Origin of the sequence: Methylobacterium sp. W2 (assembly GCF_020662345.1) — a bacterium.
GTDB lineage: Bacteria > Pseudomonadota > Alphaproteobacteria > Rhizobiales > Beijerinckiaceae > Methylobacterium.
This window is the reverse complement of the sequence record NZ_VMOA01000037.1, coordinates 23,222-40,851: the sequence shown is the minus strand read 5'-3', so window position 1 is coordinate 40,851 and position 17,630 is coordinate 23,222. Positions and strand designations below refer to the sequence as shown.

Annotated in this window: 14 protein-coding genes; 9 read left to right on the top strand and 5 right to left on the bottom strand. The window is 67.8% G+C overall.

Going from position 1 to position 17,630, the window contains the following annotated elements; all coding sequences use genetic code 11:
• The first annotated feature begins 190 nt into the window (after window positions 1-190).
• Window positions 191-511: a hypothetical protein gene (locus FPV16_RS18910; RefSeq protein ID WP_227439923.1), complete on the top strand. Its 321-nt coding sequence runs from the start codon at window positions 191-193 to the stop codon at window positions 509-511.
• 3 nt (window positions 512-514) lie between these two features.
• On the opposite strand, the gene FPV16_RS18905 is transcribed toward FPV16_RS18910, so the two are convergent.
• Window positions 515-940, bottom strand: a complete 426-nt coding sequence (locus tag FPV16_RS18905; RefSeq protein WP_227439922.1) for a DUF2809 domain-containing protein — start codon at window positions 938-940, stop codon at window positions 515-517.
• 127 nt (window positions 941-1,067) lie between these two features.
• On the opposite strand from FPV16_RS18905, the gene prfB reads away from it, so the two are divergent.
• Window positions 1,068-2,196 (top strand): peptide chain release factor 2 gene (prfB, locus tag FPV16_RS18900; RefSeq protein ID WP_227439921.1). Its coding sequence is split into 2 segments (ribosomal slippage): window positions 1,068-1,136 and window positions 1,138-2,196, totalling 1,128 coding nucleotides; the frame shifts between segments, so codons are not numbered across the junction.
• Between the two features lie 39 nt (window positions 2,197-2,235).
• Here the strand turns inward: prfB and FPV16_RS18895 are convergent.
• Both FPV16_RS18895 and FPV16_RS18890 read right to left on the bottom strand, forming a co-directional pair.
• Complete coding sequence (locus FPV16_RS18895; RefSeq protein ID WP_227439920.1) at window positions 2,236-3,471, bottom strand: M23 family metallopeptidase; 1,236 nt, start codon at window positions 3,469-3,471, stop codon at window positions 2,236-2,238.
• 135 nt (window positions 3,472-3,606) lie between these two features.
• Window positions 3,607-4,074 (bottom strand): peroxiredoxin, encoded by a 468-nt coding sequence (locus FPV16_RS18890; RefSeq protein ID WP_227439919.1) that lies wholly within the window; start codon window positions 4,072-4,074, stop codon window positions 3,607-3,609.
• A 169-nt stretch (window positions 4,075-4,243) separates the two neighbouring features.
• Here FPV16_RS18890 and FPV16_RS18885 point away from each other — a divergent pair, with 169 nt between their 5' ends.
• Complete coding sequence (locus tag FPV16_RS18885; RefSeq protein ID WP_227439918.1) at window positions 4,244-7,699, top strand: DUF3971 domain-containing protein; 3,456 nt, start codon at window positions 4,244-4,246, stop codon at window positions 7,697-7,699.
• A gap of 339 nt (window positions 7,700-8,038) precedes the next feature.
• On the opposite strand, the gene tyrS is transcribed toward FPV16_RS18885, so the two are convergent.
• The gene (tyrS, locus tag FPV16_RS18880) at window positions 8,039-9,328 is read right to left on the bottom strand and encodes a tyrosine--tRNA ligase (protein ID WP_227439917.1); all 1,290 of its coding nucleotides are present in this window, start codon (window positions 9,326-9,328) and stop codon (window positions 8,039-8,041) included.
• Between the two features lie 123 nt (window positions 9,329-9,451).
• On the opposite strand from tyrS, the gene FPV16_RS18875 reads away from it, so the two are divergent.
• From FPV16_RS18875 to ribB, 3 genes are read left to right on the top strand one after another with little or no spacing between them, the layout of a single operon-like run.
• Window positions 9,452-10,591, top strand: coding sequence for an anhydro-N-acetylmuramic acid kinase (locus tag FPV16_RS18875; RefSeq protein WP_227439916.1), 1,140 nt, complete (start codon window positions 9,452-9,454; stop codon window positions 10,589-10,591).
• Window positions 10,592-10,640: 49 nt separating this feature from the next.
• On the top strand, window positions 10,641-11,744 hold the full coding sequence (aroC, locus tag FPV16_RS18870; RefSeq protein WP_227439915.1) for a chorismate synthase: 1,104 nt from the start codon (window positions 10,641-10,643) through the stop codon (window positions 11,742-11,744).
• 48 nt (window positions 11,745-11,792) lie between these two features.
• Entirely contained in the window at window positions 11,793-12,869 is a 1,077-nt protein-coding gene (ribB, locus tag FPV16_RS18865) for a 3,4-dihydroxy-2-butanone-4-phosphate synthase (protein ID WP_227439914.1), read from the top strand.
• Window positions 12,870-12,876: 7 nt separating this feature from the next.
• Here the strand turns inward: ribB and FPV16_RS18860 are convergent, their stop codons facing one another.
• Window positions 12,877-13,812 (bottom strand): histone deacetylase family protein, encoded by a 936-nt coding sequence (locus FPV16_RS18860; protein WP_227439913.1) that lies wholly within the window; start codon window positions 13,810-13,812, stop codon window positions 12,877-12,879.
• A gap of 184 nt (window positions 13,813-13,996) precedes the next feature.
• Between FPV16_RS18860 and FPV16_RS18855 the strand changes: the two genes are divergently transcribed.
• From FPV16_RS18855 to FPV16_RS18845, 3 genes are all read left to right on the top strand, one after another.
• Window positions 13,997-14,695, top strand: a complete 699-nt coding sequence (locus FPV16_RS18855; RefSeq protein ID WP_227439912.1) for a L,D-transpeptidase — start codon at window positions 13,997-13,999, stop codon at window positions 14,693-14,695.
• 205 nt (window positions 14,696-14,900) lie between these two features.
• Window positions 14,901-15,353, top strand: a complete 453-nt coding sequence (locus FPV16_RS18850; protein ID WP_227439911.1) for a hypothetical protein — start codon at window positions 14,901-14,903, stop codon at window positions 15,351-15,353.
• A 249-nt stretch (window positions 15,354-15,602) separates the two neighbouring features.
• The gene (locus FPV16_RS18845; protein WP_227439910.1) at window positions 15,603-17,606 is read left to right on the top strand and encodes an acetyl/propionyl/methylcrotonyl-CoA carboxylase subunit alpha; all 2,004 of its coding nucleotides are present in this window, start codon (window positions 15,603-15,605) and stop codon (window positions 17,604-17,606) included.
• Window positions 17,607-17,630 lie beyond the last annotated feature (24 nt).

Sequence of the window (17,630 nt, the reverse complement as noted above, 5' to 3'; positions counted from 1 at the left end):
TGCGGGTTCAACGCGGGGAATCCAGGCTGGTTGCCGGTTTGAACGGGAGGCATCTCCCGCGTGCGAGACCGGCCGGGTTCGAAAAAGTTGCGTCTTGGCGCGGCGAGGACACGGACAGGCAACCTCTCATCGGGCATGGTAGGGGCATGAGCGGCCGCGGCCGCATGTGAACACCGCGACGGAGCGACCCGTGCAGCATCTCTCGACCTTCGCCGCCGCAGGCCTGATCGGCCTCGGCCTGTCCCTCGCCTCCGGCGCCGTCGCTCAGACGTCCTATACGGCGGCGAACGGCCCCTACATCCTGCCCACGGACCGGGCGACGGGCCGTCCCGTCCCCGACGATGCGCGCGCGATTCCCGTGCCGAGCGTCATGAATGGCGGCGGGTTCGGTGTCAGCGGCAACAGCTATTTCGAGGATTCGCCGACGGAAGGTCCCCTGAACGGACGCAAGCGGCCACACGAATTCGTCCTGGCCCCGGCGCGCGTCGCGCCCCCCGCCTACGGCCGCTGACCCCTATTCCCCCTTCGCCCGTTGGCCGGCCCACCGATCCACGAGGGCGGATGCAGCTAGGCCTGCGGCATAGGCGACGAGGTTCCAGGGCGAGAAGATCCGCCCGAGCAGCAGCGCGCCGGGAAGCGTCAGCCTGAACGCGTCGAACCACGGCGTATGGATGAGGCGGGAGAACTCCACCAGCAGGGCGATCGCCCCGGCGACGAGGAGGATCGTCCGCCCGCTCCGGTGAGGCAGCAGCACGGCCACCAAGCCGTAGACCATCGCACCCCACAGGACCGAGCCGCCGTATTTGACGATCCCCGTCGGCAGCCCGAGGGGAACCAAGCGCAGGCTCAGCCCCGCGACGATGATCGCGAGGCTCGTCGCGAGACAGCCCCCTCGCGACCGAATGCGGCCGGTGGGTCGGGAGGTGGTGGCTGGCGTCATGCGGGTGAACGTCCCGGACCTGAGGGAAGAGGAAGACGGACGCCGCCGTTTACACCGGGCGGGCGTCTCGGTATCACCCGCGCTCACACGCCGAGCCCGATACCTCCACCACGAGCCGAAACACCAGATGCGCGCCGAGATCGAACAACTCTCGGATGCCGCCAAGCAGTCGATCGGACTGCTGAGGAGGCATCTTTGACTGGGATACCGTCGAGAAACGCCTCGCGGAGCTGAACGCAGCCTCCGAGGATCCCAACCTGTGGTACGACGCCGAGGCCGCGCAGAAGGTCATGCGCGAACGCGGCGCCCTCGAAGATGCCGCCGGCGCGATCAAGAAGCTTAGCCAGGATCTCGATGACGCCGCGACGCTCATCGAGCTCGGTGAGATGGAAGGCGATCAGGACACCATTCTCGAAGGTGAGAACGGCATTCGCGCCGTCGAGAAGGAGGCCGCGCGCCGCCAGATCGAGACTCTCCTGTCCGGCGAGGCCGACGGGCTCGACACCTATGTCGAAGTCCATGCGGGAGCCGGCGGCACCGAGAGCCAGGACTGGGCCAACATGCTCCAGCGCATGTATGGCCGTTGGGCCGAGCGCCGGAAGTACAAGGTCGAGATCGTCGAGTGGTCGGATGGCGACGAGGCCGGGATCAAGGGCGCGACGCTCATGGTCAAGGGCCACAACGCCTATGGCTGGCTCAAGACCGAATCCGGCGTCCACCGTCTCGTGCGGATCTCGCCCTACGATTCGAGCGCACGGCGGCATACCAGTTTCGCCAGCGTCCGGGTCTATCCGGTGATCGACGACCGCATCGTCATCGAGATCAAGGAATCGGACTGCCGCATCGACACCTATCGCTCGTCGGGCGCAGGCGGTCAGCACGTGAACACGACCGATTCGGCGGTGCGCATCACCCACAACCCGACAGGAATCGTGGTGGCGTGCCAGCAGGAGCGATCCCAGCACAAAAACCGGGCCACCGCCTGGAACATGCTGCGCGCCCGGATGTACGAGGCCGAGCTCAAGAAGCGCGAAGAGAAGGCCAATGCCGAGAACGCGGCCAAGACCGATATCGGCTGGGGCCACCAGATTCGGTCCTACGTGCTGCAGCCCTACCAGTTGGTGAAGGACCTGCGCACGGGCACCCAGTCGACCGATCCCGACGAAGTGCTGGACGGCGCGCTCGATCCCTTCATGGAAGCGTCTCTGGCCCAGCGCGTCTATGGCGGCGCCGGCGAGGTCGAGGACATCGAATAGTCCTCGATGACGGCCGGATCGCGCCGGAGGGCGAGATCCCTACCGAGCGTCTAGGAACTGCGCGTCCGATCCGCTGAGGACGCGCAGGAAGCGCTGCGGGTCCACGGGCTCGCCGTCGATGCGGGTCTCGTAATGCAGATGGCTTCCCGTCGAGCGTCCGCTGGACCCGACGCGGCCGATGGAAGCCCCGGCATCGACCCATTGTCCGGCGCCCACCGCGATGGACGAGAGATGGGCGTAGCGGGTGGCGAGCCCGTTGCCGTGATCGACCTCGACCATGTTGCCGTAGCCGCCGTTGTAATCGGCCACCGTCACCCGGCCGGCTGCCGTGGCGCGAGCGCTTTCCCCGAACTCGGCCTTCATGTCGAGACCGGTATGCAGGGCAAGCCCGCGCGTGAACGGATCGAGGCGAGGGCCGAACCCGCTCGACAGGCTGTAATCCCCAGACAGGGGCCGCCGCAGGGGGAGGGCGGAGGCGATCCGTCGAAGGCGCTCCTCCTCGCCCAGGGCGCGCTGGACCTGTCCCACCGCGATGCCGAACGGGTCGGTGGCGAGCGGCACAAGCGGCCCGCCGATCCCCGCCTCGCGCTGGCGCTCGAAACGCTGCGGGTCGAGGCCGACCCGGATGACGATGTCGCGCAGGCGCTGGGAGCCACGGATCGCGCGCACGCCCAACCCGTCGAGGGTCCGGATCTGGTGCGCGCCCAGACGATCGAGACGCTGGTCCAGCCCCGCCAGAACCTGCTCGGTCTCTCGCAGGGATTGCCGGCCGGGCGCGCCGTCGCGTGAGCGCAGTTCGAAGGCGTCAGGCGTCGGAAACGGTTTTGGAGTCGACTTGGTCTGGGTCTTGACCTGAGACTTGGTGATCGGATCGGTCACCGGGCTCGCGTAACCGAGCGCCCCGGTTTCGGCGGGATCGTCCGCCGCGATCCGGTCGGCCGTCGCGGCAAGGCGCCCCGCTTCGCCCTCGAGGAGCGAAAGCTGGGCCTGTCGCTTCTCCATCGCGGCCTGACGCTGGGACAGATCGGCCAGCCGCGCAGCCAAACCCTCGCGCGTGGCGAGATGCTCCATCATCGCCCGGTCGAGCTGCAGCCGGAGGGCTCCGATCCGCTCCTCGTAGGCATATTGCAGGGCGGTCTGCTGGGATACGAAGCGGGCCAGGATCTCGTCGTGGAACACGAGGTACCATGTGGCGGCACCGGCCCAGAGCGTGGCGATCGCGAGGCCACAGACGAGGGCCGGAACGAGACGCCGTCCGGCGTTTGGTAGGCGCATCCCTCCGATGATGGGAAACGAGAGACGCATCCGGGCCAACCCCACTCCAACTCCCGCCATTGGAGGGGATCAGGGTTAACGAAGCGCAAAATCTGGCACGCGAGACTCCAAGGCGAGGCGCGCCCGGCGGCGGTGTCAGGCCAGAGCGCGCGCCGCCGCGAGAACCTCCTCTGCATGGCCGGGCACCTTCACCTTCGCCCAGATGCGGGCGATGCGGCCCTCACGGTCGATGAGCACGGTGGTGCGCTCCACCCCCATGTACTTGCGGCCGTACATACTCTTCTCCACCCAGACGCCGTAGGCTTCGAGCATCGCCTTGCTCTCGTCGGAGGCGAGGGGGAACGTCAGATCGTACTTCGCCCGAAACTTGTCGTGGCTCTTCACCGTATCCGGGGAGACGCCCACCACCACGGTATCCGCCTCCCCGAAGGCGGCGCCGAGGGCGTTGAAGCCTTGCGCCTCCAGGGTGCAACCGCTGGTATCGTCCTTCGGGTAGAAGTAGAGTGCGACCTTGCGACCCTCGAACCCGCCGAGGCTGATTTCTTCCCCGCCCGCGCCCGGTAATGTGAAGGCGGGAGCGTGATCTCCGGTGTCGAGAGGCATGGTGCCTTCCTTTCGGCCGATTGATAGTGTGCCACAGGTGGCGTTGATCGAGGGGCGTACGTAACCCCTCGGCTGAGGACCGAAAGATTGCCGGGTCAAGGCAACCCCGAATTCCGGACACCCGCTCGATAGCGTGAGCGGCCCGTCCGATCCAGCGGCTCAAGGATCGATGAATCAGGACACGGCCACAGGTTTGCGACGGGGCAGGTCGCCCCGGCGGCGGCGGCCGCTGCTATGGTGCACGCTCGTTGTCTTGGTCGCCCTGACGCTCGCCGTTTCCGGCGCGTTCTGGCGTCTCACCAACGGTCCCTTGCGCATCGACGGCATGTCCGAACGCGTGGCCTCGGCCATCGCGGGCAGTATCGGCCCCGGCTGGCGGGTGGATCTGCGCGACAGCACCGTCGAACTCGATTCCGAGAACTCCCTGGCGCTTCAGGTCGCCGGGCTCGACATTCGCAACCCGGACGGCGCCCTCGTCCTGCGTGCTCCGATGGCGGTGGTGAGCGTCGATACCTGGGGCCTGCTGCGGCTTTCGGTCCAGCCGAGGGCCATCGAGTTCCGCGACCTGCAGATGACCGCCCTCGTCCACCGGGACGGGTCCATCGCCTTCGCCGGTTCCGATCCGGCCCGTGCCGCGGCGGAACCCCACACCCTGCCGAGCGTCGACAGCGCCCGGGGAACCTCGTCGCCGATCTCGGCCGCCATTGCCTCGATCTTCGGCATCGTCCTCGATCCCGCCGGTGTGGTCGGAGCCCTCGACCGGGCGCGGATCACCAATGGCCGCCTGACCCTGATCGATGACGACGCGCGCCAGCGCGGCGTGTTCGAACATGTGAACGGTCTGTTCCGGCGCGACGCGGTGCGGGATTCCCGCGTGTTCGAACTGCGCATCGACGGCCCCCACGGGGAATGGCGCTTCGGCGGCGACTTGCACGAGGGCGGCGACGGAAAGCGCAACGGCATCATCACCCTGGACGACCTGCCGGTCACCGATCTGCTCCTCCTCTCGGGCCAATCGAAACTGCCGATCGAGACCGACCTGAAGGTGTCGGCCAAGGCGGAGGTCGGCCTCGACAACGGCCGGATCGAGACCCTGAAAGCGACGGTCAAGACCAGCGACGGCAATTTCCTCATCGAGGAGAAGGACTTCAACCCGGTCACCATCGAGAGCCTGACCGCCTCGGTGAGCTGGGACGAGGCAAGGCGGGTCCTGAACCTCGACAGCATCGATTATCTGGGGGCCGGCAACGCGGTGCGTCTCGCCGGTGTCTGGACCGCGAGTCCGGCGGGCGGGCCGACGGCCTGGACCCTGGCCCTCGCGGGCAAGGACGCGATCCTGCGCGGCGCCGCCAGGACGGACAAACCGGTCAAGCTCGACGCCCTCTCGGCCCATGTCACGGGACGCGACGGCGGCCTGTCCATCGACGAGTTCACCGTCGCCGGTGCCGGGGGAGCCACAGGGCGGGTCACCGGTACCGTGGATACCGGTGCGGATGAGGGCGGCCTGACCCTGAACATCACCGCGGCTCATACCGACGGGCGCATGGCTCTGCGCCTTTGGCCGGAGCATATCGCTCCTCCCGCCCGCGAGTATCTGGTGGACAACCTCCAGGGCGGCCTCGTGGACAAGGTCGACATCACCGTCGACATGAGCGGCAGCGAGCTCGCCGCCGCCACGCGCGGCGAGCCGATGCCGGACAGCGCTATCCATATCGACTTCGCCGTCTCCAATGCGACGCTGGCGGTGAGCGACGGCGCTCCACCCTTGAGCCGCGGCCGTGTGACGGGGACCATCACCGGCCTCACCACGAACATCCGTGGCGTCACCGCCGACGTCCGGATGCCGGACGACCGGACGCTGTTCATTACGGACGGATCCTTCGTGATCCCGAAGATCACGCCGGACACCGTCATCGCCCAGATCGGCCTCAAACTCGGCGGCGGGGCGGATGCTCTCGTCGCCCTGCTTCAGACCAAGATGTTCAAGAACCTCACCGGGGTCGAGATCGACCCGGCCTCGGTCAAGGGGAATGCCGACCTGCGGATCGACTTTCCGCTGAACCTCAAGCGCATCCCCGACCTGCCCGACCTGCCCGTGAGCCTCACCGGAACCCTGAGCGACCTCGCCGTCGAGAAGGCCTTCGGCAAGGAGAAGCTGGAGAACGGCCGCTTCACCGTCGCCTACGAGCGCGGCGGCTTCACCCTCAAGGGCGACGGGCGGGTGCTCGGCTCGCCGCTGACCCTCGACCTGCGCCAGCCGAAGGCGGGTGCGCCGGGCGAGGTCAACGCGACGCTCCTCCTCGACGAGGCCCTGCGGGCAAGGCGAGGCCTGCCGGTGGCGCCGCAACTCGCCGGACCGATCCCGCTCAAGATCAACCTCGCCATCGGCAAGGGGAGCCCGGCGCGCTCGCCGATCCGCATGGAGGCGGACCTGACCCGAACCTCCATCGACGGCCTGATCCCCGGCTTCGTCAAACCCGCCGGCAAGCCGGGTCGCGTGGGCTTCGTCATGACCGAGGTCAGCCCCGGCGGAGCCATGGACCTGCGCGACATCGTCCTCGACGCCGGCAGCGCCAGCGCGCGCGGCACGGCGGCGATCAACGGGGACGGACAGTTCGACCGGGCCGACCTCTCGAGCTTCAAGCTCTCGCCCGGCGACGACATGCGCATCCAGATCGACCGCAGCGGCAACCTCTACAAGGTGGGTGTGAAGGGGGCCGTGGCCGATGCGCGACCCTTCCTGAAATCCCTCGGAGGACCGGAGGGCAAGGCAGCAAAAGAGAGCGGCCGCGACCCATCCAAGGAGATCGAGGCCGATATCAGCCTAGGCATCATCACCGGTTTCAACGGCGAGGCGCTGACGGGCGCCAGTGCGAAGCTCTCGATGAAGGGCAAGGATTTCCGCTCGGGACGCCTCCAGGGCCGCTTCAACGGAGCCGGGTTCTCGGCGGTGGTGTCCCGCTCGGGGCGCAGCGATCCCTCGATCAACATCGAGACCACCGATGCCGGCGCGACCCTGCGCTTCGTCGACATCTACAAGCGCATGTATGGCGGGCGGCTCGTCCTCGGCAGCACCCTCGGGGACGGACCGCAGACCGGCGTGGTCCAGATCCGCGACTTCATGCTGCGCAACGAGCCGGCCCTGTCGAGCATCATGGCGCAGGGTCCGGCGACCAGCGAGGTCGTCGATGCCAAGGGCCGCAAGCAGATCATCCAGAACGCCGGCAACGACGTGAGCTTCGACCGCCTGCGGGCGAACTTCACCCGCACCGGCAGCCGCGTCGATTTCACCGACGCCGCCATCTCCAACGCCGCCATGGGTTTCACCATGAGCGGCTTCCTCGACACCGCGAAGGAACGCGCCGACATCAACGGCACCTTCGTTCCGCTCTACGGGCTGAACAACGTCGTCTCGCGGCTGCCGCTGTTCGGGCAGCTTCTCGGAGGGGGCAACAACGAGGGTCTGTTCGCCCTGAATTTCCGGGTCTCGGGCCGCTTGTCGAAGCCGGATGTGAGCGTGAACCCGCTCTCCGTCCTGGCGCCCGGCATCCTGCGCCGGCTGTTCAGCGCCGGCGGCAATGACGGCCTGCCCGGCGCGACCTCCGCCGGAGAGACCGAACGCTGAGGTGCCGGCAACTTCCTCCCTCTGCGGGCTACTGGATTCACACAGCTGCTCGACGTCTGTTCTCTCTATCCAAGAGGGTTCGGCGTGAGGCGCGACGTACTCCCTCTCCTTCCAGGAGAGGGGACCCGAGCGGCCTATTAGATGTGTGAATGCCGTAGCTCTGCGGGGGAGTGTGCCTGCGGAGCAGGCGGGAGAGGGGGCGATCTCTCCGAACAACGCACGGCCCCTCATCCGACCCGCTTCGCGGGCCACCTTCCCCCGCAGAGGGGGGAAGGAGACGCGCCACGCTTTTTCGAAACCCGTGATCGAGCCCCCGATCGTGATTCTACCCCCGTCGCCTCACCCGACCCTGAGAAGGACGTGCTTCTTGCGGCCGAAGGACAGCTTCACCACGCCATCCTGGCTGAGGTCGGCCAGCGTCAGCACCGCTTTCTCGTCGGTGATCTGCACGTCGTTGACGCGCAGGCCGCCGCTCTTGATCTGGCGCCGCGCCTCGCTGGTGGAGGGAACGAGCTTGGCGTAGTCCGGGCCGAAGGCCGAGAGCACGCCGAGACCGGCCTCCAGAAGCTCGCGCGCGACGGTGACGCTCGGCAGGTCCTGTGCCACGGCGCCTTCGACGAAGGTCTTGCGCGCGGTCTCGGAGGCCGCGTCGGCAGCCTCGCGTCCGTGCATGAGGGCCGTCGCCTCGGTGGCAAGCACCTTCTTCGCCTCGTTGATCTCGGCACCCTGCAGCGCCTGGAGCCGGGCGATCTCGTCCATCGGCAGCAGGGTGAACAGCTTGAGGAAGCGCGCCACGTCGGCATCCTCGGTGTTGCGCCAGAACTGCCAGTAATCGTAGGGGCTCAGCATCCCGGCATCGAGCCAGACCGCGCCGGCCGCCGTCTTGCCCATCTTCGCGCCCGACGCCGTAGTGAGCAGCGGACAGGTCAGCCCGTAGAGCTGCGGCGTGCCCATCCTTCGGCCGAGATCGATGCCGTTGACGATGTTGCCCCACTGGTCCGACCCGCCCATCTGCAGCACGCAGCCGTAGCGGCGGTTGAGCTCGACGAAGTCGTAGGATTGCAGGATCATGTAGTTGAACTCGAGGAACGACAGTTCCTGGTCGCGCTCCAGCCGCATCCGCACGCTGTCCATCGACATCATGCGGTTGACCGAGAAATGCCGGCCGATGTCGCGCAGCATCTCGATGTAGTTGAGCTTGGTCAGCCATTCGGCATTGTCGACCATGGTCGCGCCGTTCCCGCCGCCCCCGAAGGTCAGGAACCGCGAAAACGTCTTCTGGATCCCGGCCTTGTTCTCCTCGATCTGCTCCAGCGTCAGGATCTTTCGCGACTCGTCGCGCCCCGACGGGTCGCCGACGCGGGTGGTGCCGCCGCCCATCAGGGTGATCGGCGTGCCCCCCGTCGCCTGGAGCCAATGCAGCATCATGATCGACAGGAGATGCCCCACATGGAGCGAGGCCGCCGTGCAATCGTAGCCGACATAGGTCGTCAGGCGGCCTTCGAGCGCCGCCGCGTCGATCCCGGCGAGGTCGGAGCCCTGATGGATGTAGCCGCGCTCGGACAGCACCCGCAGGAAGTCGGATTTCGGCGCGAAGGGCTCAACGGAGGTCGGCGTGACGGAGGACATGCGGGGTTCCGGATTCGACTGGTCGCGGCGCGGGACAGGAGAAACGCCGGCGTGATAGCAGCAGGTCAAGTGATGCGCGGCTCTTAGCAGGGCTCACCGCGGAAGGCACGGGGCGTAAACGGCATGACCATGATGCGGGCGATCGGCCTGATGAGCGGCACCTCCCTCGACGGAGTCGACGTCGCCCTGATCGAGACCGACGGCGAGGACGTGAAGGTGGTCCGCAGCCATAACGGCTATCTCGAACCCCTCGGCCCCACCGGCTATCGCGGCTACACCGACGAGGATCGCGAGCTGCTCCGCCGGGCGCTGTCCGATTCCGAGGCCGTCGTCGCGCGCGAGGACCGGCCCGGCTGCCTGCCCGAGGCGGAGGCCTTCGTCACCGCCGCCCATGCGGAGGCGGTGGAGGCCTTCCTTGCCGCCAACGGCCTGAGCGCCGCCGATATCGACGTGATCGGTTTCCACGGCCAGACCGTGGTCCATCGCCCCGACCAGCGCATGAGCGTGCAGATCGGCGACGGCGCCGCGCTGAGCCGCCGTCTCGGCATCCCCGTCGTGTCGGACCTGCGCCATGCCGACATCGCCGCGGGCGGGCAGGGCGCGCCCCTGGTGCCGGTCTTCCACAAGGCGCTCGCCAAGGCCGCCGGGTTCGAGGGGGCGCTGGGCATCCTCAACATCGGCGGGGTCGCCAACGCCACCCTCATCGCCTCGAACGGCGACGTGATCGCCTTCGATACCGGGCCCGGCAACGCCCTCATCGACGACTGGATGCGCGAGCGCACCGGCCGGCCCCTGGACGATGGCGGACGCACGGCGGCGCGGGGACGGCCGGACGAGCCGCTCCTCGCCTGGCTCCTGACCCATCCGTTCTTCTTCCGCCGGCCGCCAAAATCGCTGGACCGCAACTGGTTCTCGCACAAGCTCGCCGGCCAGCTCTCCACCGAGGACGGGGCGGCGACGCTCACCGCCTTCACCGCCCGCGCCGTGGCACGCGCCCTCGACCACGCGCCGGAGATCCCCACGCGCTGGATCGTGGCCGGCGGCGGCGCCCGCAACGGCGAGCTGGTGCGGCTCCTGAACTATCACCTGCGGGCCGAGATCACGACGGCGGACGCCATCGGCTGGTCCTCGGCCTATCTCGAAGCCCAGGCCTTCGCGCATCTCGCCGTGCGCTCGCTGAAGGGCCTGCCGATCACCTTCCCGTCGACCACGGGCGTGCGGGAAGCGATGACCGGCGGGGTGCTGGCGCGGCCGGACGCCTGAGCCCGGTGCTTTGCCCTCAGGCGAATCCCGCGCTAGAGCGTCCCACACCATGTCGCACAACACTTTCGGCCATCTCTTCCGCGTGACCACCTTCGGCGAGAGCCACGGGGTGGCCCTCGGCTGCGTGGTGGATGGATGCCCGCCCGGGATTGCCATCGAGGCGGCGGACATCCAGGCGGAGCTCGACCGGCGCAAGCCCGGGCAGTCGCGCTTCACCACCCAGCGCCGGGAGCCCGATCAGGTCCGCATCCTGTCGGGCGTCTTCGCCGACGACCGCACCGGCGGCGTCCAGCTCACCACCGGCACGCCGATCGCCCTGGAGATCGAAAACACCGACCAGCGCTCGAAGGATTACTCCGAGATCCGCGACAGCTACCGTCCGGGCCACGCCGACTACGCCTACGACGCCAAATACGGCATCCGCGATTATCGCGGGGGCGGGCGCTCCTCGGCCCGCGAGACCGCCGCCCGCGTGGCGGCCGGGGCCATCGCGCGGCGGGTCCTGCCGACCGACATCGTCATCCGGGCCGCCCTGGTACAGATGGGACCGCATGCGATCGACCGGTCGCGGTGGGATTGGGAGGAAGTGGCGCGCAACCCGTTCTTCTGCCCGGATGCCGAGACGGCCAAGTTCTACGAAGAGTATCTCGACGGTATCCGCAAGGACGGCTCGTCCATCGGCGCCGTCATCGAAGTCGTCGCCGAAGGCGTGCCGCCGGGCCTCGGAGCCCCGATCTACGGCAAGCTCGACGCGGATCTCGCCGCCGCGATGATGTCGATCAACGCGGTGAAGGGCGTCGAGATCGGCGACGGCTTCGCCTCGGCGGCGTTGCGCGGCGAGGAGAATGCCGACGAGATGCGCTCCGGCAATGCCGGCGCGCCGACCTTCCTCGCCAACCATGCGGGCGGCGTCCTCGGCGGCATCTCCACCGGCCAGCCGCTGATCTGCCGTTTCGCGGTGAAACCGACCTCCTCGATCCTAACGCCGCGCATGAGCGTGACGACCAACAACCGCGACGTCGACCTCGTCACCAAGGGCCGCCACGACCCCTGCGTCGGCATCCGCGCCGTCCCCGTCGCCGAGGCGATGATGGCGTGCGTGCTCGCCGATCACTATCTGCGTCACCGGGGGCAGGTCGGGACGCGGGGGTGACCCGGCGAACTGCAGCCCATCCGCTCAGAGACTTTCAAGAGACATCCCGTGCCCCATACCCACGTCACGCAGGCCATCGAGGCCTATGCCCGCGGCGAGATCGTCGTCGTCACCGATGACGACGATCGCGAGAACGAGGGCGACCTTGTCGTCGCGGCCTCCCTCTGCACGCCCGAGAAGATGGCCTTCATCGTCCGCAACACCTGCGGCATCGTCTGCGCGCCCCTGACCCGCGCCGAGGCGCGGCGCCTGCGCCTCGACCCGATGGTAGCCTCCAACGATGCGCCGCTGGGCACCGCGTTCACCGTCACGGTGGATGTGAAGCACGGGCTGACCACCGGCATCTCGGCCGAGCAGCGCTGCAACACGGTGCGGGCGCTGGCCAACGGCAATATGGGCGAATCCGATTTCGTTCGTCCCGGCCACGTCTTCCCGCTCATCGCCAAGGATGGCGGCGTCCTCATGCGCTCCGGCCACACGGAAGCGGCGGTCGACCTGTGCAAGCTCGCCGGGCTGCCGCCGGTGGGCGTCATCTGCGAACTCGCCAACGATGACGGCACGGTGATGAAGGGGCCGCAGATCACGGCCTTTTCGGAATTGCACAACCTCAAGCGTGTCTCGGTGGCCGATCTCATCGCCTACCGCCAGGCCCGCGAGAAGCTGGTGGAGCGGGTCGGGACCTTCCCGGTCAAGAGCGAGTTCGGCGACCTCACCGGCTTCGCCTACACGACCCCGTTCGAGACGGTTCAGCAATTCGCCTTCGTCCACGGCGATGTCGGCGACGGGCGCGACGTGCTGGTCCGCCTGCATCGCTCCAACGTGGTGGCCGACGTGATCGGCGGCGGCAAGTCGATCGACTGCGTCCTGCGGCGCTTCGCCAAGGAGGGGCGCGGCGTCCTCGTCTACCTGCGCGACGGGACCGCCGGCGTACCGCTCTCCTCCTATGCGGAGGAGGGGGCGGAGGCCCAGCGCGTGCGGCAATGGCGCGAAGTCGGCCTCGGCGCACAGATCCTGCGTGATCTCGGCATCGTCTCGATCCGCAACCTCTCGACCTCGTCGCGCTCCTATGTGGGGCTGTCGGGCTTCGGCATCGATCTGCTGGGCGAGGTGCCGTTGGAGGGGTGAGTCCTTCTCACCGGCCCATCAGCGCATCCATATGGGCGGTGACGGAACGGGCGAGGCCGTCCAGGCTGTAGCCGCCCTCCAGCACCGAGACGATCCGGCCGCCGGCATGCTTGTCGGCGATCTCCATGAGCTTTCGCGTCGCCCAGCCGAAATCGGCCTCGTCGAGTTCGACGCTGGCCAGCGGATCGAGGCGGTGGGCGTCGAACCCCGCCGAGATCACGATCAGATCGGGGGCGAAGGTAGAGAGGCGGGAGAGAACCCCCTTCTCGAACTTCTCGCGGAAGATCCCGCTATCGTCGCCGGCGCGCAGGGGCACGTTGACGATCGTGTCGTGGGTACCGCGCTCGCCCACCGCGCCCGTGCCGGGAAACAGCGGCATCTCGTGAGTCGAGGCGTACATCACCGCCGCATCGTCCCAGAAGATGTCCTGCGAGCCGTTGCCATGGTGGACGTCCCAATCCACCAGCGCGACGCGGCTGGCTCCGTGGCGTTGTCTGGCGTGGCGGACGGCGATGGCGGCGGAGTTGAACAGGCAGAAACCCATCGCCTGCATGCGCTCGGCATGGTGCCCCGGCGGCCGCATGGCGACGAAGGCGTTGGAGCAGGCCCCGCTCATCACCGCATCCACGGCATGGACCGCGCCGCCGACACCGCGCAGGGCCGCGTCGAGGGTACCGGGCGACATCAGCGTGTCCGAATCGATCTGGACGTAGCCCGACCGCGGGGAGGCGGCGATGATCGCTTCCACATAGGGAACGGGATGGGCGAGGGCGACCGTCTCCGTCTCCGCACGCGGCGCCGATTCGCGCAGCAGACCGGAGAAGCGCTCTTTCTCCAGAGCGGCCTCCACGGCCCGGATCCGGTCCGATCGCTCCGGATGCCCCTCGGGCATCTGGTGATCCAGAGCGGAGGGGTGGCTTACGTACAGGGTCGTCACGCTCATCCCTCCGAACGATCTTCGTCGTCCCACCCAACCCGACTGTGCTTTGAGCACAACATACGATGCAAATGCGCCACGGTTCGGGGCAGCGAGATTACGCGCGGGCAAGTCTGCGAGTTAGATGGCGACATAATCCATCAACCACATTCTTCGAAGCCCTACGGCCTCGAGACAGGCACAATATCCCATGTCGTCCATGCCTTGGTCTTCCATGCCCTGGTCGTCCAGCCCGTCCCGTTGGAACGCCCTCCGCCGCTCACTCAGCGGCGCGACAATCCTGTCCGCCCTCGCTCTCGGCGCTTGCAACACCCAGACGGCGACCGCACCGCTCAGCCCGCCGACCGCGCATACGGCTTTGACCCAGCCCGCCGCCCTCACCGGGGAGGCCCGCGACAAGGAATGGCTGAAACAGGCGCCGCAGGGCGCGGTCGATCCGAAGATCGCCCGCACCACCGTCGACTACAAGACGAACGAGCCGCCCGGCACGGTCATCGTGGTGACGAAGGAGCGCCGCCTCTATTACGTTCTGCCGGACGGCAAGGCGATGCGCTACCCCGTGGCCGTGGGTCATGCGGGCATGGCCTGGGCCGGCACCGCGAATGTCGATCGCAAGGGCGAGTGGCCGGATTGGAACCCGCCGCCGGAGATGATCGCCCGCCGGCCGGAACTGCCCAAGCGCCTTGAGGGCGGCCCCACCAGCCCGATCGGAGCCCGCGCGCTCTACCTCGCCGAGGGCAAGAAGGACACGCTGTTCCGGATCCACGGCACCAACGAGCCGGAGAAGATCGGCCAGGCCGTGTCCTCGGGCTGCATCCGCATGCTCAATGCCGATGTCGTGGATCTCTACGAGCGCGTTCCGATCGGCGCCAAGGTCGTGGTCCGCTGAGGCGGGGGTCGGCCCTCGGCTCCGCCGCCGACGCGGTGGAGCCGAGGTCAAATGATACGATTCGGAAAGGCTCATTCGTGAGCAGGCTTTAACCTGAACGTTGATTCAGATTTGGCCGTTAACTTCTTGAATGGGTGCCTCCTGCATAGTCATCGACATGCAGAAACACAGACCGGCGCAAATAAAGCCGGGGAGGCACCAACCAATGATCAACCATTCGCTTCAGCTTTTCTGCAACCGTGTCGTCGCCGCCGGCTGCATCAGCGCCGCGGACGTCGAGATCCTCGGCCGCGACATCCTCCCCGACGGCATCTTGCATGCGGACGAAGCCGACATGCTCATCGCCCTCGACCGGGCTGTGCCGCGGAGCGACGCCTCCTATGCCGATCTGGTCAGCGCCGCGGTGGTGAACTTCGCCGTCTGGGGCGAGCGCCCCACCGGCTACGTCGATATCGAGATCGCCCGCTGGCTCGTCGGCTCCCTGCGCAGCGATGCCGGACCGACCCCGCTCGCTGCCCGCATCGCCTTCGAGATCGTGCGGGAGGCCGAGACCAGCCACGAGATCCTCGTGGCCTTCGCCATCGGCAGCGCACACCGGCGCGTCCATGTGGAGGATTCCGCCTCGGCCCCTGTCGCCGAACTGCTCGACGCGGCCTGAAATGGGTCTTTCGGAACGGGTCCGCCGGGCCGACGCCGAGCAGGATCGGGCAAGGAGGAACGGCGCAGACGCTGCTCCGCTATAGGGCCTCCATCTCCCGTGATTTTGAATACACAGACGCCCCGGCGCAACGCATGAACAATCCTTCATTGGCCCAGCTTTGCGAAGCCGCACAACTGCTTTAACGGGAACGAGCTTGAGCGCGACGGCGCTCGTCACCTTTCCTGCTTCACCAGAGTGCCTGGACCGATGTTCGAGAAAATCCTGATTGCGAACCGCGGCGAGATTGCGTGCCGCATCATCAAGACCGCGCGCAGGATGGGTATCAAGACGGTCGCCGTCTATTCCGATGCCGACAGGGACGCCGTGCACGTGGCGATGGCCGACGAGGCGGTGCATATCGGCCCCGCTCCGGCCGCGCAGTCCTACCTGATCATCGACAAGATCATCGAGGCCTGCAAGCAGACCGGCGCCCAGGCGGTCCATCCGGGCTACGGCTTCCTCTCCGAGCGCGAGGCGTTCCCCAAGGCGCTGGAAGCCGCAGGCATCGTCTTCATCGGCCCCAATCCCGGCGCCATCGCCGCCATGGGCGACAAGATCGAATCGAAGAAGGCCGCGTCGGCCGCCAACGTCTCCACCGTGCCGGGCTTCCTCGGCGTCATCGAGAACCCCGAACACGCCGTGACCATCGCCGACGAGATCGGCTATCCGGTGATGATCAAGGCTTCCGCCGGCGGCGGCGGCAAGGGCATGCGCATCGCCTACTCGTCCGATGAGGTCGCCGAGGGCTTCGCCCGCGCCAAGTCCGAGGCCGCGTCCTCGTTCGGCGACGACCGCGTGTTCGTGGAGAAGTTCATCACTGATCCGCGCCACATCGAGATCCAGGTGATCGGCGACAAGCACGGCAACGTCATCTATCTCGGCGAGCGCGAATGCTCGATCCAGCGCCGCAACCAGAAGGTCATCGAGGAGGCGCCGTCGCCGCTCCTCGACGAGGCGACCCGGAAGAAGATGGGCGAGCAGGCCGTGGCTCTCGCCAAGGCCGTCTCATATGATTCCGCCGGCACCGTCGAGTTCGTCGCCGGCCAGGACAAGTCGTTCTACTTCCTCGAGATGAACACCCGTCTCCAGGTCGAGCATCCGGTCACCGAGATGATCACCGGCCTCGACCTCGTGGAGATGATGATCCGCTCGGCCTATGGCGAGGCGCTGCCGCTGACCCAGGATCAGGTGAAGCTCAACGGCTGGGCGGTGGAGAGCCGCGTCTATGCCGAGGATCCGACCCGCAACTTCCTGCCCTCCATCGGCCGCCTGACCACCTACCAGCCGCCGGAGGAGGGGCCGTTCGGCAACGCCATTGTCCGCAACGATACCGGCGTGGAAGAGGGCGGTGAGATCGCGATCCACTACGATCCGATGATCGCCAAGCTGGTCACCTGGGCGCCCACCCGCGCCGAGGCCATCGAATCGCAGGGCGAGGCGCTGGATTCCTTTGCCATCGACGGCATCCGCCACAACATCCCGTTCCTGTCGGCCCTGATGGCGCATCCGCGCTGGCGCTCGGGCAACATCTCCACCGGCTTCATCGCCGAGGAGTTCCCGGAGGGCTTCACGGCGCCTGAGCCGGCGGGCGAGATCGCCCAGCGCATGGCGGCGGCGGCGGCGGCCATCGACCACAAGCTCAACACCCGCAAGCGCGGCATCTCCGGCCAGATGCGCGATCCGGCCCTGCTCCATTTCGAGCGCGATCGCGTCGTGATCCTCGCCGGCCAATCCTACCCGGTGACGGTGGACGATCTCGGCGACCAGCTCATCGTCACGGCCGAGGACGGCAAGACCTGGACGGTGGAGAGCGACTGGCGCCCGGGCGAGCCGGTCTGGTCGGGCGAGATCGGCGGCACCCGCGTCGCCATCCAGGTCCGCGGCCTCCTCAACGGCGTGGCGCTCCAGCACGGCGGCGCGGCGGCCGAGGCACGGGTCTTCACCCGGCGCGAGGCGGAACTCGCCGCCCTGATGCCGGTCAAGGAGAATGCCGGCTCCGGCAAGCAGGTGCTCTGCCCGATGCCAGGCCTGGTGAAGGCCATCCTGGTGAAGGAAGGCCAGGAGGTGAAGAACGGCGAACCCCTCGCCATCGTCGAGGCGATGAAGATGGAGAACGTCCTGCGCGCCGAGCGCGACGGCACGATCTCCAAGATCGCGGCGAAGGAAGGCGACAGCCTCGCCGTGGACGCGGTCATCATCGAGTTCGCCTGAGCGCTGTGTCGGCCGGACCGGCGG